General features: G+C 62.5%; 16 protein-coding genes. 13 read left to right on the top strand and 3 right to left on the bottom strand.

What is annotated here, in order from left to right; translation table 11 throughout:
• Positions 1-293 precede the first annotated feature (293 nt).
• Entirely contained in the window at positions 294-1070 is a 777-nt protein-coding gene (locus tag AC57B1_RS10935; protein WP_408353024.1) for an enoyl-CoA hydratase, read from the bottom strand.
• A 137-nt stretch (positions 1071-1207) separates the two neighbouring features.
• On the opposite strand from AC57B1_RS10935, the gene paaN reads away from it, so the two are divergent.
• From paaN to paaK, 5 genes are all read left to right on the top strand, one after another.
• Positions 1208-2908: a phenylacetic acid degradation protein PaaN gene (paaN, locus tag AC57B1_RS10930; RefSeq protein WP_496417502.1), complete on the top strand. Its 1701-nt coding sequence runs from the start codon at positions 1208-1210 to the stop codon at positions 2906-2908.
• A 124-nt stretch (positions 2909-3032) separates the two neighbouring features.
• A complete protein-coding gene (gene pcaF / locus AC57B1_RS10925) occupies positions 3033-4235 on the top strand; it encodes a 3-oxoadipyl-CoA thiolase (RefSeq protein ID WP_408187533.1) in 1203 nt (400 codons plus the stop codon).
• 49 nt (positions 4236-4284) lie between these two features.
• Positions 4285-5076, top strand: coding sequence for a 2-(1,2-epoxy-1,2-dihydrophenyl)acetyl-CoA isomerase PaaG (gene paaG, locus AC57B1_RS10920; protein WP_496417501.1), 792 nt, complete (start codon positions 4285-4287; stop codon positions 5074-5076).
• A 1-nt stretch (position 5077) separates the two neighbouring features.
• Complete coding sequence (gene paaI, locus AC57B1_RS10915; protein WP_496417500.1) at positions 5078-5539, top strand: hydroxyphenylacetyl-CoA thioesterase PaaI; 462 nt, start codon at positions 5078-5080, stop codon at positions 5537-5539.
• 202 nt (positions 5540-5741) lie between these two features.
• Positions 5742-7046 carry a phenylacetate--CoA ligase PaaK gene (paaK, locus tag AC57B1_RS10910; RefSeq protein ID WP_091798744.1) on the top strand — a complete coding sequence of 435 codons (1305 nt, stop codon included), beginning with the start codon at positions 5742-5744 and terminating at the stop codon, positions 7044-7046.
• 92 nt (positions 7047-7138) lie between these two features.
• Here the strand turns inward: paaK and mltA are convergent, their stop codons facing one another.
• Complete coding sequence (gene mltA / locus AC57B1_RS10905; protein ID WP_408353163.1) at positions 7139-8371, bottom strand: murein transglycosylase A; 1233 nt, start codon at positions 8369-8371, stop codon at positions 7139-7141.
• On the opposite strand from mltA, the gene AC57B1_RS10900 reads away from it, so the two are divergent.
• A complete protein-coding gene (locus AC57B1_RS10900; RefSeq protein WP_408353032.1) occupies positions 8292-8462 on the top strand; it encodes a hypothetical protein in 171 nt (56 codons plus the stop codon). The two genes, mltA and AC57B1_RS10900, sit on opposite strands and share 80 nt — an antisense overlap.
• A gap of 45 nt (positions 8463-8507) precedes the next feature.
• Here the strand turns inward: AC57B1_RS10900 and apaG are convergent, their stop codons facing one another.
• Positions 8508-8882: a Co2+/Mg2+ efflux facilitator ApaG/CorD gene (gene apaG, locus AC57B1_RS10895; RefSeq protein WP_091798739.1), complete on the bottom strand. Its 375-nt coding sequence runs from the start codon at positions 8880-8882 to the stop codon at positions 8508-8510.
• Positions 8883-9171: 289 nt separating this feature from the next.
• Between apaG and rpe the strand changes: the two genes are divergently transcribed.
• The 7 genes from rpe (at position 9172) to AC57B1_RS10860 (ending at position 15606) form a co-directional block, all read left to right on the top strand.
• Entirely contained in the window at positions 9172-9855 is a 684-nt protein-coding gene (rpe, locus tag AC57B1_RS10890) for a ribulose-phosphate 3-epimerase (RefSeq protein WP_007180282.1), read from the top strand.
• Positions 9856-9880: 25 nt separating this feature from the next.
• Positions 9881-10597: a phosphoglycolate phosphatase gene (locus AC57B1_RS10885; protein WP_408353036.1), complete on the top strand. Its 717-nt coding sequence runs from the start codon at positions 9881-9883 to the stop codon at positions 10595-10597.
• 367 nt (positions 10598-10964) lie between these two features.
• On the top strand, positions 10965-12458 hold the full coding sequence (gene trpE, locus AC57B1_RS10880) for an anthranilate synthase component I (protein WP_091798732.1): 1494 nt from the start codon (positions 10965-10967) through the stop codon (positions 12456-12458).
• A 13-nt stretch (positions 12459-12471) separates the two neighbouring features.
• Positions 12472-13074 carry an aminodeoxychorismate/anthranilate synthase component II gene (locus AC57B1_RS10875; RefSeq protein ID WP_408187528.1) on the top strand — a complete coding sequence of 201 codons (603 nt, stop codon included), beginning with the start codon at positions 12472-12474 and terminating at the stop codon, positions 13072-13074.
• Positions 13075-13091: 17 nt separating this feature from the next.
• Positions 13092-14123, top strand: coding sequence for an anthranilate phosphoribosyltransferase (gene trpD, locus AC57B1_RS10870; RefSeq protein WP_091800997.1), 1032 nt, complete (start codon positions 13092-13094; stop codon positions 14121-14123).
• An 18-nt stretch (positions 14124-14141) separates the two neighbouring features.
• Positions 14142-14927 (top strand): indole-3-glycerol phosphate synthase TrpC, encoded by a 786-nt coding sequence (trpC, locus tag AC57B1_RS10865; RefSeq protein WP_496417499.1) that lies wholly within the window; start codon positions 14142-14144, stop codon positions 14925-14927.
• A 52-nt stretch (positions 14928-14979) separates the two neighbouring features.
• A complete protein-coding gene (locus tag AC57B1_RS10860) occupies positions 14980-15606 on the top strand; it encodes a CYTH domain-containing protein (protein ID WP_496417498.1) in 627 nt (208 codons plus the stop codon).
• Positions 15607-15655 lie beyond the last annotated feature (49 nt).

Here is a 15655-nt window from a genome sequence, read left to right as displayed (position 1 = left end):
AATTTTTAAAGATCGAGTCCGCATTCACTACCGAACCAGCACCGTATCGCCAACCTCGCAACACCCGGCACCGCTTCGTTCTGCGTCGCTGCATCAGCAGCAGAGAAACGAGATTATGAAGAACTTTCGCTACGTCGTCAACAGGTTTTTCTAACTTTCTCAACCCGCCCACTCCGCTGAAAGCCTTGCCACTACTGGCTCTCCCGCCCCCCGCGCTCCGTTCTCCGAAGCACGAAAGAGCGAGATTCTAGCGAGCCGGTCAGCGCCTTGCAAGCGTTATTTTGACAAGCGTATTAACGATGCTTGAAAACCGGTTTGCGCTTCTCCACGAACGCAGCCATGCCTTCCTTCTGATCGTCAGTAGCAAAGAGCGAATGGAACAGGCGGCGCTCGAAATGCACGCCTTCCGCAAGCGTTGTCTCGTAGGCGCGGTTGACCGATTCCTTCACCATCATCACGGCTGGCAACGGGAATTCTGCGATCGTGGCAGCCGCTGCTATCGCCTCGTCGACCAGAGCAGCAGCCGGAATAACACGCGATACCAATCCAGCGCGCTCGGCTTCGGCGGCATCCATGAAACGCGCGGTCAGGCAGAGGTCCATTGCCTTCGCCTTGGAGACGGCCCGCGGCAGCCGTTGTGTACCCCCGGCGCCCGGCATGATGCCCAGTTTGATTTCCGGCTGACCGAACTTTGCCGTCTCGGCGGCAAAAATGATGTCGCACATCATCGCCAATTCGCAGCCACCGCCGAGTGCGAAGCCGGCCACCGCAGCAATGATCGGCTTGCGGATGGAGCGAACCGTTTCCCAGTTGCGCGTGATGTAGTCACCCTTGTAGACATCCATATAGGTATAGGTGGACATCATGCCGATGTCGGCACCGGCCGCGAACGCCTTTTCGCTGCCCGTCACCACGATCGCACCGATCGCGTCGTCAGCATCGAACTCGCGCAGCGCGGCGCCCAATTCGTCCATCAACGCATCGTTAAGCGCGTTCAACGCCTTCGGGCGATTCAATGTGACCAACCCGACCCGACCCCGCGTCTCAACCAGAATGTTCTCGTAAGCCATGCCGCCTCCTTAAGGTAGAAAAATCGCGCGCGAAAACACTTCGCGCGGCCATCTTAATAATGCTAACATTCCCCAACCAACCGGTCGGTCAATTATTCGACAGGCTTTCCCCAACGTATAAGCCAAGCCCCTCTGCCATGACACATCCGCTATTCACCAAGCACGAAGACACGCTGCAAAAGGCACTCACCGCGATTGAAACGCGCGGCTACTGGAGCCCGTTCGTCGAAATGCCCAGTCCGAAAGTGTACGGGGAAACAGCTAACGCAGACGGCGAAGCCGCATTCAAGGCGCAACTGAACAAGACGTTTGAGTTGGACCAGCCGTCGACGGGCGAAACCGTCGGGGCCGAAGTCTCGCCGTTCGGATTCCCGCTCGGTGTGCGCTACCCCAAGGCCGCCCCGGCCACCCTGATCGCGGCGGCTGCCGCTGCCCAGGGCGACTGGCGTGCGGCTGGCCCGCAGGCATGGATCGGCGTGTGCCTCGAAATTCTTGCACGCGTGAATCGCGCCAGCTTCGAGATTGGCTACAGCGTGATGCACACGACCGGTCAGGCATTCATGATGGCCTTCCAGGCCGGCGGCCCGCACGCCCAAGATCGTGCGCTCGAAGCCGTCGCGTACGCATGGGACCAATTGCGCCGCATTCCCGGCGACGCCCACTGGGAAAAGCCGCAAGGCAAGAATCCGCCGCTCGCCATGCACAAGCGCTACACCGTCGTGCCGCGCGGCACCGGCCTCGTACTCGGCTGCTGCACATTCCCGACGTGGAACGGCTACCCCGGACTCTTCGCCGATCTGGCCACGGGCAACACGGTCATCGTCAAGCCGCACCCGGGTGCAATCCTGCCGCTCGCTATCACCGTACGAATTGCACGTGACGTTTTGCGCGAAGCAGGCTTCGATCCGAACGTCGTCACCTTGCTGGCCACCGAACCGAACGACGGCGCGCTTGTCCAGGAGCTGGCTGTGCGCCCGGAAATCAAGCTAATCGACTTCACGGGCAGTACGCAAAACGGCACGTGGCTCGAGCTCAATGCTCACCAGGCGCAGGTCTACACCGAAAAAGCCGGCGTGAACCAGATCGTGATCGACTCTGTTGACGACATCAAAGCCGTTGCCCGCAACATCGCCTTCTCGCTCGCCCTGTACTCGGGCCAGATGTGCACCGCGCCGCAAAACATCTACGTGCCGCGCGGCGGCATCCGCACCGCGGAAGGCACGCTCGGCTTTGACGAAGTCGCGCAAGCCATTGCCGGCGCCGTGCAAAAGCTAGTCTCCGACCCGGCCCGCGCGGTCGAGCTACTCGGCGCGATTCAGAACGAAGGCGTAGCCCGACGCGTGGATGAAGCCGCGAAACTTGGTCGCGTTCTCGTCGAGAGCCAGACGCTCGAGCATCCCGCTTTTACCGGTGCCCGCGTGCGCACACCGCTTGTGGTTCAACTGGATGCCGCGACCGACCACGCGCAATTCACCAAGGAGTGGTTCGGCCCGATCTCTTTCGTGATCGCGACAGACTCCACTGCGCAGTCCCTCGACCTCGCCGGTGCAATCGCCGCCGAACATGGCGCATTGACCCTGTCGGTCTACAGCACGGACGAAGCGGTGCTCGAACAGGCGCACGAAGCATCGATCCGCGGTGGCGTGGCCCTGTCGATCAATCTGACAGGCGGTGTGTTCGTCAATCAGTCGGCGGCCTTTTCGGACTTTCACGGCACGGGCGCGAACCCGGCGGCCAATGCCGCGCTGGCTGACCCAGCCTTCGTTGCAAATCGCTTCCGCGTAGTTCAGAGCCGCGTTCATGTTGAACCGAAAGCGGCGCCGGCGGTAGCTGGCTGAATGGCATAAGACAAAGCACGGCTTTGTCCTATACCGTTTGGCCGAATGGACCGGGCCGTGCGCCCCAACTAACATGAGACATCGGATCGGCATCTCTCGCCGATCCGCCTTGGCAGGAATCCACATGAACGACGCCTTCATCTGCGATGCGATTCGCACCCCAATCGGCCGCTACGGCGGCGCCCTGAAAGATGTCCGCGCCGACGACCTCGGCGCCGTGCCGATCAAGGCGCTGATCGAACGCAATCCCGGCGTCGACTGGCGCGCTCTCGACGACGTGATCTACGGCTGCGCCAACCAGGCCGGCGAAGACAACCGCAACGTCGCGCGGATGTCGGCATTGCTGGCCGGCTTGCCCACCGAGGCGCCGGGCGCCACCATCAATCGCCTGTGCGGCTCGGGTATGGACGCGGTCGGCACCGCAGCGCGCGCCATCAAGGCGGGCGAAGCACGCCTGATGATCGCCGGCGGCGTCGAAAGCATGACACGTGCGCCGTTCGTCATGGGCAAGGCTGCTAGCGCATTCTCACGTCAGGCTGACATTTACGACACGACGATCGGCTGGCGCTTCATCAATCCGCTGATGAAACGTCAATACGGCGTCGATTCGATGCCTGAGACCGCGGAAAACGTTGCTGTCGAATTCAGCGTGAGCCGTGCGGATCAGGACGCGTTTGCCTTAGCGAGTCAGCAAAAGGCGGCTCGCGCGCAGCAGGATGGAACGCTGGCCCAGGAAATCGTCGGCGTCGAGATCGCACAGAAAAAAGGCGACCCTGTCCGCGTGCTGCTGGACGAACACCCGCGCGAAACTTCGCTCGAAAGTCTCGGCAAGCTCAAGGGTGTGGTTCGGCCGGACGGCAGCGTGACGGCCGGCAATGCGTCGGGCGTGAACGACGGCGCCTGCGCGTTGTTGCTCGCGAACCAGCAGGCAGCCGATCAATACGGCCTGCGCCGCCGCGCCCGCGTGGTGGGCATGGCGACGGCGGGGGTCGAGCCGCGCATCATGGGTATCGGTCCGGCGCCGGCAACGCAAAAGCTGCTGAAGCAACTCGGCATGACGCTCGAACAACTCGACGTGATCGAATTGAACGAAGCGTTCGCGTCGCAAGGCCTGGCGGTTCTGCGCACACTCGGTCTGCGCGACGACGACCCGCGCGTCAATCCGAACGGCGGCGCTATCGCACTCGGCCACCCGCTGGGCGCGTCGGGCGCACGTCTGATCACGACCGCGCTGTACCAACTGGAACGGATCAACGGCCGCTTTGCGCTTTGCACGATGTGCATCGGCGTAGGCCAGGGCATCGCCCTGGTCATCGAGCGGCTCTAACGCCAACGCTACAGCGCCCATCGGCCAAGAGACTTTGAGGAGACACCCAATGTCATATGAAGCGATTCGTCTCGACATCGACGCATCGAGCCATGTCGCCACCATCACGCTGAATCGGCCGGACAAACTCAACAGCTTTACTCGCGCGATGCATCAGGAACTGAGCGCCGCGCTCGACCACGTCGAAGCGTCCGGTGCCCGCGCGCTTGTGCTAACCGGCGCGGGCCGCGGCTTCTGCGCCGGCCAGGATCTGGCCGATCTCGACTTCACACCCGGCGCCATGACCGATCTGGGTGAACTGATCGAACAACATTTCAATCCGCTGATTCGCCGCCTGCAAGCATTGCCGTTGCCGGTGATCGCCGCGGTAAACGGCACGGCGGCCGGCGCAGGCGCCAATCTCGCGCTAGCGTGCGACCTCGTGCTCGCAGCGCGTTCCGCCAGCTTCATTCAGGCGTTCGTGAAGATCGGCCTCGTGCCGGACTCGGGCGGCACGTGGTTTCTGCCGCAGCGGGTCGGCATGGCTCGCGCCATGGGACTTGCCATTACCGGCGACAAACTCAGCGCGGAAAAAGCCGAAAGCTGGGGTTTGATCTGGCAAGCAGTCGACGACGCGGAGCTTGCCAACACCGCGACGAAACTCGCATCCCAACTCGCGCAGCAACCCACGCGCGCCATTGCCGCAATCAAGCAGGCCATGCGCGCTGGCGTGACCCAAACGCTCGACCAGCAACTCGATCTGGAACGCGATCTGCAACGCGAACTGGGTGCCTCCCACGACTACGCGGAAGGCGTGCAAGCCTTCGTGGAAAAACGCGCGCCGCGCTTCGAGGGACGGTGACATGTCGACTCAAGCAAACCATCCCAGCCAGATGACGCCGGATGAACTCGCCCGCGCTACCGCGGCCGCGATGTACGAGAACGATGCGTGCAGCCGCGCCCTCGGCCTCGAAATCGCCGAAGTGCGCCCTGGATACGCGCGCCTGCGCATGGTCGTGCGCGACGACTTTCTCAACGGCCATCAGATTTGCCACGGCGGCCTCATTTTTACGCTCGCGGATTCCACGTTCGCGTTCGCCTGCAACACGTACAACATCAACACGGTCGCAGCGGGCTGCTCGATCGAGTTCTTGCGGCCTGTGCAAGGCGGCGACGTGCTGACGGCGGAAGCCGTCGAACAGACGTTGAGCGGCCGAACCGGCATTTACGACATTCGCGTAACCAATCGTGCCGAGGAAACCGTCGCGATGTTTCGCGGCAAATCGGCACAGATTAAGGGGAACCTGATTCCTACAGGCGACTGATATCGGCAAACTCGCGGCAAACTCGCGGCCAACTCACGGCGAATTCGCCGCAGCTCCGCAGTGACTTGCGACAAGCCCGCAACAGATTCGTGGCCTAGTGGCGCTCTCTGGCGCCACGCCGTTAAACAGCAGCCCGCCCCGGTTTTCGCGCACAAGCGCACGTACACCAGACCCAAGCATTGAGGCAGCAAGGAGACATTCAATGACCACCGCCCTTCCGCTCGATCCGATCGAGACCGCCAGCCGCGACGAACTTGCCGCGCTTCAACTTGAACGGCTCAAATGGTCGCTGAACCATGCCTATGAAAACTCACCCGTTTATCGACGCAAGTTCGATGAAGCCGGTGTTCACCCGAGCGAAGTGAAAAGTCTCGCCGACCTGGCGCGTTTTCCCTTCACCACCAAAAAGGATCTGCGCGACAGCTATCCGTTCGGAATGTTCGCCGTGCCGCAGGATCAGATTTCGCGGATTCACGCATCGTCCGGGACCACGGGCAAGCCGACCGTGGTGGGTTACACCGCGCGCGACATCGACACGTGGGCGAATCTCGTCGCGCGTTCGGTCCGCGCCGCCGGCGCAAGGCGCGGCGACAAGGTGCACGTGAGCTACGGCTACGGACTGTTCACGGGCGGTCTCGGCGCGCACTACGGTGCCGAGCGCGCCGGGCTCACCGTGATACCGTTCGGCGGCGGCCAGACTGAAAAGCAGGTCCAATTGATCCAGGACTTCCGGCCCGACATCATCATGGTGACGCCGAGCTACATGCTCTCGATTGCGGACGAACTCGAGCGTCAAGGCGTGGACCCGGCCAATTGTTCGCTGCGCCTCGGCATTTTCGGCGCTGAGCCGTGGACCAACGACATGCGTCAGGCGATCGAAACGCGCATGGGCATCGACGCTGTCGACATCTATGGCCTGTCCGAAGTCATGGGACCCGGCGTCGCGTCCGAGTGCGTGGAAACGAAAGACGGCCCGACCATCTGGGAAGACCATTTCTATCCCGAGATCATCGATCCCGAAACCGGCGAGGTGCTGCCGGACGGTGAACTGGGTGAACTGGTGTTTACGTCGCTGACCAAAGAAGCGCTGCCGATTATTCGGTACCGGACCCGCGACCTGACACGCCTCCTGCCAGGCAGCGCCCGCACCATGCGCCGGATGGAGAAAATCACCGGCCGCTCGGACGACATGATGATCGTGCGCGGCGTGAATGTGTTCCCGACGCAGATCGAAGAACTGCTGCTCAAGCAGCATGCACTCGCACCGCACTATCAGATCGTGCTGACCAAGGAAGGCCCGCTCGACGTGTTGACGTTGAACGTCGAACCTTGCCCGGAATCGGCACCGGACACGGCCGCGCTGAACACGGCCAAGCAGGCATTGGCCTATGACATCAAGGCGCTGATCGGCGTGAGCGCGGTGGTGAATGTGCTGGGTGTGAACGGGATTGAGCGTTCAGTGGGCAAAGCCCGGCGTGTGGTGGACAAGCGCCAGTCGGGGCTTTAACAAACGGGAAATACCGAACGGGAAACAGCAGACGGGAAGTAGCGCGCGACGCGGCGTATCCACGCCGAGCCATGCGCTACTCGCACCGCAGGTCAGGAATTCGGCAGCAACAACCACATCCGGCCGCCCTGCTTCATCTTGCCGGCCAGGTCGCCGGCGTCGTCGCCGAGGCCCCAGAAGTAATCGGCGCGCACGCCGCCCTTGATCGCGGAGCCCGTGTCCTGCGCGAAGACGAGGCGATTCATCGGCGAGTTTGTCAACGGACGCGTGGTCTGCAAAAACACCGGCGTACCGAGTGGAATCGCCGTCGGATCGACCGCGATCGACCGCTCAGGCGTCAGCGGTACGCCCAGTGCGCCAATCGGACCGTCCGCGCCGCCGCTCGGCACGTTTTCGCCAGACGGCATCTCACGGAAAAACACAAAACGCGGATTCGTATCGAGCAGCGCATCGACGCGGGCGGGATTCGCTCGCGCCCACGCCTTGATGCCCTGCATGGTCGCCTGTGCGGGCGTGAGTTCGCCGCGATCCAGTAGCCAGCGTCCAATCGACTTGTACGGCTGATTATTGGTGCCGCCAAAGCCTAGACGCATGACGCTGCCGTCTTCCATCACGATGCGTCCGGAGCCCTGCACCTGCAGGAAGAACGCTTCGATCGGATCGTCGACCCACACGATTTCATTGCCGTTGAGCACCCCCGCGCGTTCGAGTTGCGCGCGCGCCGGCAGCGGTGCGCCCGCGCGATACCCGGACGGCCAGCGATACAGCGCGGTCTGATACACGCCGTGCCGCGTACGCGAACCACGCAGCAAGGGTTCGTAGTACCCGGTGACCAGACCGTCGACTGTGCCGTCGGTATTCGCTAACTGAAAGGGCGTGAAATAGGCTTCAAAAAAAGCCCGCGCACTGGTGACATCGAGATCGTCGAGTTGCGAGGCCGCGGCACATGCGCGCGCCCAGTTCGGCTGACGCGCCAGCCGCGCGCAATTTTGCCGCAATGCAGCGGTTGCGCCGATCAGCGAGTCGTCCTGCCAACCCGGAACCTGCTGCCAGGCAACGGCTGTCAGCCGCGTCGCGGCAATCTGGCCGGGTATGATCGCGGCACCCGTGGGTGGCGCAACGGAAGGCCGGACCGCGCCGCTGCCACCGCAGGACGCCAGCAATACCGCAACCGAAAGCGCGCCGAGCCACCCTGCGGCCGTGCGGGCGAAACGCATACAATGTTCGTTCTTGATGGAAACCGCCATGTCTGATCTGTTCGACGAATACCCGATGCTTATCTTCGCGCTGGAATCGCTCCTTGCGCTCTTCCTGCTCGTCTTTATCGTTGTATGGACGTCGTCCGGCAAGAAGAAAGCGACGCGCGCCCACGCGAGTGAACAGCAAAAGCAACAAAAACAGCAAAACCCGCAGTAAAGCCGCAAGTTGAGCTTTCTAAAGACCGCGGGCCGCGCCTCCGGTTCAATGCAATGTGCGCGGCATGCGCAGGATGAACTCCGGCACCGGCGCATCGAACCGCTCGCCGTCCTCGGCCACGCAGAAGTACTCTCCGCGCATGGTGCCGACCGGCGTGGCGATCACCGCCCAACTCGTGTACTCGAAATGCTCGCCCGGTTTGAGCAGCGGCTGATGGCCGACCACGCCGAGGCCCTTCACTTCCTGCACATTCTTGTCGCTGTCCGTTATCACCCAATGACGCGCGATCAGCTGCGCGGGCACCTGGCCTGTGTTACGGATAGTCAGCGTGTACGCGAATGCGTACTGGCGGCGCTCCGGGTCCGACTCTTCGGGCAGGTATTGCACCTGCGAGGAGACGCTGAATTCGTACTGGCTCATCCTGATTCCGGTCTGCTGAAACGGGGCGTGAAAAATCGCGGGAAAGCCCGAACGCCAATGGTTTGCGGGCGCATTGGCGAAGCGGCGCTGATGGTGTTGGCATTCTGCTTGATGCGCGACACGCCCGCAACCGGACAAATCCCTTTGGCCAAGGGCTACTAAGGGGTTTTGTCACATTCGCTGCTCGAATCGAGGCCGGACATGGAGCCGGACTCAAAGCGTCCGCGAACCGCAGCGCCCGCGCACAAAACGGTAAAATGGCGCTTTCCCGCTTGCATCCTCCCCCGCCATGACGCAATTCCGCATCGCCCCCAGCATTCTGTCCGCCGATTTCGCCCGCCTCGGCGAAGAAGTCCGCAATGTCGTCGCCGCAGGCGCCGACTGGATTCACTTCGACGTGATGGACAATCACTATGTGCCGAACCTGACCATCGGCCCGCTCGTCTGCGAAGCGATCCGCCCGCATGTCGACGTGCCGATCGACGTGCATCTGATGGTGCGTCCGGTCGACCGGATCGTGCCGGACTTCGCCAAGGCCGGCGCGAACCTGATCAGCTTTCACCCGGAAGGCTCGGACCACATCGACCGCACGCTGTCGCTGATCCGTGACCACGGTTGCAAGGCCGGGCTGGTGTTCAATCCGGCCACCTCGCTGAATTATCTCGATCACGTAATGGACAAGGTCGATCTCGTGCTGATCATGTCGGTGAATCCGGGCTTCGGCGGCCAATCCTTCATTCCGGAAGCGCTCAACAAGCTGCGCGAGGCACGCCAGCGCATCAACGCCTACACGGAGCGCACCGGCCGCGAGATTCATCTGGAAGTGGACGGCGGCGTGAAGGTCGACAACATCGCGGAAATCGCGGCGGCCGGCGCGGATACCTTCGTGGCTGGTTCGGCGATTTTCGGCCAGCCGGACCACAAGGTCGTGATCGAAAAAATGCGCGCGGCACTCGCCAACATCCAGCACTGAGAATCAACGCATAACCGGCCCGCACATGACCACTCCGTTCCCTGCCCCAGCTTTCACGGGCCCGCGCCTGCAAGCCGCGATCATCGACCTCGACGGCACGATGATCGATACCGCCGACGACTTCACCGCCGGCCTGAACGGCATGCTCGCGCAGCTCGACGCCGAGGAGACTTCGCGCGAGGAAGTGGTCGGTTATGTCGGCAAGGGTTCGGAGCATCTGATCCGCAGCGTGCTGGCGCCGCGCTTCGAAACGGAGCATGCGCAAGAGCGCTTCGACGAGGCGCTCGCGATCTATCAGGAGGAGTACGCGAAGATCAACGGCACGCACACGCGTCTCTATCCCAACGTCGAAGCCGGCCTGAAGGCCATGCGCGACGCCGGACTCAAACTCGCCTGCGTGACCAACAAGCCGCATCGGTTCGCGGTGGAGTTGCTGCAGCAGTACGGGCTCGCGCAATATTTCAGCGTCGTGATCGGCGGCGACAGTCTGGCAAAGAAGAAGCCGGATCCGCTGCCCATGCTCACCGCCGCAGCGCAACTGGGCGTCGAGCCGCAAGCCACGGTGGCCATCGGTGATTCGGAGAACGATGCGCTGGCAGGCCGCGCAGCGGGCATGGCCACGCTAACGGTGCCCTACGGTTACAACCACGGCCAAGCTATACAAACAATAAAATCCGATGGTATAGTTGACTCGCTGCTCGACGCCGCCAAGGCGATCGCAGCGCACCAATCCACGACTTGAAAAGTCCTTCATCCTCATGTTTCTGAATAAAAAACGGAGTCTGATTAGCATCGACCGGGGAGCCTGGCCCTGGCGTCGCTGGTCGCGCTAACCTCGCCTGAGGTACGCTGAAGCTCGTCTTCGGCAACCGTTTTTTACTTCGCTGCGCTCACGCGTTTTTTCCATCACTTTGTTTCGCTGCATCGGTTGATTCGGCCTGCGTGTACCCGCAAAGTACATCTGTGCGCTGAAATCCCTTGCACGCGTCGATGGGAAACTCGCGCCGGTCGGTATCATCGTGTCGAAACGTCGAACGAACGCCTGACCGGGCGCGCTACGCCCCGCTTTGTCCGACGCACGCCGCCGGACCACCGTACAGGATCGGAACATGACCGAACTCGAATTCCAGTCCCTCGCCAACGAGGGTTTCAACCGCATCCCGCTGATCGCCGAAGCGCTCGCCGACCTCGAAACGCCGCTCTCGCTGTACCTGAAGCTCGCGCAGAGCGAGCGCAACGGTGCCAACTCGTTCCTGCTGGAATCGGTGGTGGGCGGCGAACGTTTCGGCCGCTACTCGTTCATCGGCCTGCCGGCGCGCACGCTGCTGCGCACCCGTAACGGCGTGTCGGAAGTGGTGCGCGACGGCAAGGTCGTCGAAACGCACGAGGGCGATCCGCTCGAATTCATCCAGCAATTCCAGGGCCGTTTCAAAGTGGCACAGCGCCCAGGTTTGCCGCGTTTCGCGGGCGGTCTGGCTGGCTATTTTGGCTACGACGCGGTGCGCTACATCGAGAAAAAGCTCGCGCACACGGCGCCGAAAGACGATCTGAATCTGCCCGACATTCAATTGCTGCTGACCGAAGAAGTCGCAGTGATCGACAACCTGGCGGGCAAGCTCTATCTGGTGATCTACGCCGACCCGACGCAACCGGAGGCTTACACCAAAGCCAAACAGCGTCTGCGGGAATTGCGCCAGCGCTTGCGCACCACCGTGCAGCCGCCGGTCACCTCGGCCAGCGTGCGCACCGAGACCTATCGCGAGTTCGCGAAAGACGATTATCTGGCGGCCGTGCGCAAGGCGAAGGAATACATCGCGGCCGGCGAACTGATGCAGGTGCAGGTCGGCCAGCGCCTGATCAAGCCGTACCGCGACAATCCGCTCTCGCTGTATCGCGCGCTGCGCTCGCTGAATCCGTCGCCGTATATGTATTACTACAACTTCGGCGACTTCCACGTGGTGGGTGCATCGCCGGAAATCCTGGTGCGCCAGGAAAAGCGCGGCGAGGATCGCATCGTGACGATCCGGCCGCTCGCCGGCACGCGTCCGCGCGGCAACACACCGGAACGCGACGCGGAACTCGCGACCGAACTGCTGAACGACCCGAAGGAAATCGCCGAACACGTCATGCTGATCGACCTCGCGCGTAACGACGTGGGCCGCATCGCGCAGATCGGCTCGGTGGTCGTCACCGACAAGATGGTGATCGAAAAGTACTCGCACGTGCAGCACATCGTGAGTTCGGTCGAAGGCAAGCTGAAACCCGGCACCACCAATTTCGACGTGCTGCGCGCCACCTTCCCGGCCGGCACGCTGTCGGGCGCGCCGAAGGTCCGCGCGATGGAACTGATCGACGAACTGGAACCCGTGAAGCGCGGCCTGTATGGCGGTGCGGTCGGTTATCTGTCGTTCACCGGCGAAATGGATCTGGCCATCACGATCCGCACCGGCGTGATCGCGAACGGCAATCTGTACGTGCAGGCGGCAGCGGGTGTAGTCGCGGATTCGGTGCCGGAATCCGAATGGCAAGAGACCGAGAACAAGGCACGCGCCGTGTTGCGCGCCGCCGAACAGGTTCAAGACGGCCTCGATAGCGACTTCTGACCGGAGACACACCATGCTGCTCATGATCGACAACTACGACTCGTTCACCTACAACCTGGTGCAATACTTCGGCGAACTCGGCGAAGACGTGCGCACCTATCGGAACGACGAAATCACGCTGGACGAAATCGCGAAGCTCAACCCAGAGCGCATCTGCCTGTCGCCTGGTCCGAGCAATCCGCAACACGCCGGCATCACGCTCGACGTGCTGCGCGAATTCAGCGGCAAGACGCCGATTCTCGGCGTCTGTCTCGGCCATCAGGCGATCGGCGAGGCTTTCGGCGGGCGCGTGGTGCGCGCGCAAACCATCATGCACGGCAAGGTCAGCACGATCGAAACCGACTGCAAAGGCGTGTTCGCCGACCTGCCGAAACACTTCGTCGTGACCCGCTATCACTCGCTCGCGATCGAACGCGAATCGCTGCCCGATTGCCTCGAAGTGTCGGCATGGACTGAAGACGGCGAGATCATGGGCGTGCGTCACAAGGAACTGGCCGTGGAAGGCGTGCAGTTCCACCCGGAGTCGATTCTGTCCGAACACGGCCATGCGCTGCTCGAAAATTTCGTGAAGCAGTCGAAGCTCGCCGGCGCGCAAACGGCCAATCGCAACGCTTGATGAAGAGAGACGACATCATGACGATTACGCCCCAGGAAGCGCTGCAACGGACCATCGAGCACCGCGAAATTTTCCACGACGAAATGCTGCATTTAATGCGGCTCATCATGCGCGGCGAACTCTCGCCGGTGATGGCGGCGGCGATCATCACCGGCTTGCGCGTCAAAAAAGAGACCATCGGCGAAATCACCGCCGCCGCCACGGTGATGCGTGAATTCGCCCGGCACGTCGACGTGCCGGACAACTCGAACTTCGTCGATATCGTCGGCACCGGCGGCGACGGCTCGCAGACCTTCAACATCTCCACGGCAACCATGTTCGTGTCGGCCGCGGCGGGCGCCAAGGTCGCGAAACACGGCGGCCGCGGCGTGTCGAGCAAGTCAGGCAGCGCGGACGTGCTCGAAGCGCTCGGCGTGAATATCGATCTGCAGCCGGAACAGGTGGCGGCTTCGATTGCGGAAACCGGCATGGGCTTCATGTTCGCGCCGAACCACCATCCGGCCATGAAGAACATCGCGCCGGTGCGCCGTGAGCTCGGCGTGCGGACCATCTTCAACATTCTCGGTCCGCTGACCAATCCGGCCGGTGCGCCCAACCAGCTGATGGGCGTATTCCACGGCGACCTCGTCGGCATTCAGGTGCGCGTGATGCAGCGCCTCGGGGCGAAGCACGTACTCGTGGTGTACGGTATGGACGGCATGGACGAAGTCTCGCTCGGCGCGGCGACGCAAGTCGGCGAGTTGCGCGACGGCCAGGTCCACGAGTACGAAATCCACCCGGAAGACTTCGGCATGCAGATGGTGTCGAACCGCACCCTGAAAGTGGCCGACGCCACCGAATCCAAAGCGATGCTGCTCGACGCGCTCGACAATAAACCGGGCGTAGCCCGCGAAATCGTCACGCTGAACGCGGGCACGGCGCTCTATTCGGCGAACGTGGCCTCGTCGATTGCTGACGGCATCCAGTTGGCGCGCGAAGCGATCGCGAGCGGCAAGGCGCGGGCGAAAGTCGACGAGCTGGTCCGCTTCACCCAGCAATTCAAGCAGTAGTCACGTAGCGAGACACTTATGAGCGACATCCTCGACCGTATCATCGCGGTCAAACGCGAAGAAGTCCGGGCGGCAGAACAAAGCGCGCCGCTCGAAGAGTTGCGCCTCGAAGCGTCGTCGCGCGACATCCGCGACTTCGTCGGCGCATTGCGCGCGAAACACGCGGCGGGTCTTGCCGCAGTGATCGCCGAAGTCAAGAAAGCGAGCCCGTCCAAAGGCGTGTTGCGCGAGCACTTCGTGCCGGCCGAGATCGCGCGTTCGTATGAAAAGCACGGCGCGGCCTGCCTGTCCGTGCTCACCGACGTGCAGTTCTTCAAGGGCAGCGTCGCGTATCTGCAGGAAGCGCGCGCGGCCTGCAGTCTGCCGGTGCTACGCAAAGACTTTATCGTCGATCCGTATCAGATCGTCGAAGCCCGCGCGATGGGCGCCGACGCGATCCTGCTGATCGCCGCCGCGCTCGAAACGTCGCAGATGCAGGACCTCGAAGCGCTCGCGCATTCGCTGGGTCTGGCGGTGCTGGTGGAAGTGCACGACGAGAACGAACTGATGGAATCGCTCACGCTGAAAACTCCGCTCATCGGTATCAACAATCGCAACCTGCGCACCTTCGAGACGTCGATCGAGACGACGATCGGCATGCTCGAAGCGATTCCGGACGACCGCATCGTCGTGACGGAGTCGGGCATTCTGTCGCGCGCCGATGTGGAGCGCCTGCGCGCAATGGACGTGCATACGTTCCTGGTCGGCGAGGCGTTCATGCGCGCGGACGAGCCGGGTGTGGAACTTGCGCGGATGTTTTTCTGAGCGCTGTGTCGACACACGACGCAGGGCACGCGGCATAGGTAGCGGAGCAGTCATGGGTATGGAACGCGAAATCAAGCTGGCGCTGCCGCCTGCGCAGGTGCAAGCAGCGACGCAGTGGTTCGTCGCGCGCACCGGGGCGCAGGGTGGTCCGATCAAGCTGGTGAATATTTACTTCGACACGCCTGAACTGATGCTGGCAAGCTCGAAGAGCGCCTTGCGTTTGCGCCAGACGCCCGACGGCTGGCTGCAAACCTTCAAGACGGTCGGCAAGTCTGAAAACGGCATGCACAGCCGGCATGAATGGGAAATGCCGGTGGCCGGTGAAAAGCTGGAGATCGACGCGCTGCTGCGTGAGTGCGACGAACCGTCCGCCGCGAGCGCTTTGCGTCAAGCCGCGCCCGAACTTATCGAACTCTTCCGCACGAATTTCACCCGTACGCTGTGGCATGTCCAGGCGGACGGTTCCGAAGTCGAAGCGGCGATCGATCAGGGCGACGTGCTCGCCAAAGTTGACGGCGAGGCACGCCGCGCACCGATCTCGGAAGTCGAACTCGAGCTGAAGTCCGGTGACGAAGCCGCGCTCCACACGCTTGCCGCGGAGCTCGGCAAGCAGATAGCCGGTCTCGCACCCGACGACATCAGCAAGGCTCAGCGCGGTTATCAATTGCGGGCGGGTTGAGCCGCGTTAAGGCCGCTATCCCTGCCGGCCGGCACAGAGCCCGACTTTC

The sequence above is a fragment of the Paraburkholderia sp. BGA-UO-ETr-F21 genome (genome assembly GCF_059567925.1).
Note: the sequence above shows the minus strand (reverse complement) of the source record. Positions and strands in the feature narration are given on the sequence as shown.